Genomic DNA, 615 nt, shown 5'->3' with positions numbered 1-615 from the left:
TGGCGCGCGTCGAGCGCGGCGGTCGCGGCGCGCGGCGCCGTCCGTCCACCCGTGCCGCCCGCCGATGTCGCGGCGCGGCTGTCGAACGGCCTCGCGCTGCGCGTCGCCGTCGACAACAATCACGCGGCCGCGGCCGGCGTGCCGTGCGCCGATCTCGGCGCCGACGGCGCGGCCTGCGCGACGGGCCGCCTGATCCTGCAGAACCGCGGCCACCAGGCGATCGCCGACGGCGGCTGGAAGCTCTACCTGCACAGCATCCGCCGCCTGTTGCGGATCGACCGTCCCGGCTTCGCGCTGCGGCGGCTCACCGGCGACCTGTACGAACTGACGCCGCAACCGGGCTCGGTGCGGCTTGCCCCCGGCGAGCGCATCGAGCTGCCGTTCGTCGCCGAATACTGGCTGCTGCGCTACAGCGACGTGATCCCGCGCCCGTACGTGGTCGTCGATGGCGCGCCGCCCGCCGTGCTCCGCTACAACGACACCGACGACGAGCTGCGCTACGTCGAATCGCTGCCGGCCGACGCGCAGAACAACTCGACCGGCAATGCGCCGCCCGTGGCCGCGCGGCCCGACGCGAGCCGCGCGCTGCCGAGCGTGAAGCGCGAGCAGCCGCTA

General features: G+C 75.0%; 1 protein-coding gene. It reads left to right on the top strand.

Annotated elements, in window-relative coordinates:
• Positions 1-51: 51 nt before the first annotated feature.
• Positions 52-615, top strand: a 564-nt coding sequence (locus tag G3O06_RS48630; protein WP_205820501.1) for a carbohydate-binding domain-containing protein, incomplete at its 3' end; no start/stop codon positions are given.

It is taken from the genome of Burkholderia sp. Ac-20345 (genome assembly GCF_017104825.1).
Taxonomy (GTDB): Bacteria; Pseudomonadota; Gammaproteobacteria; order Burkholderiales; family Burkholderiaceae; genus Burkholderia; species Burkholderia lata_B.
Note: the sequence above shows the minus strand (reverse complement) of the source record. Positions and strands in the feature narration are given on the sequence as shown.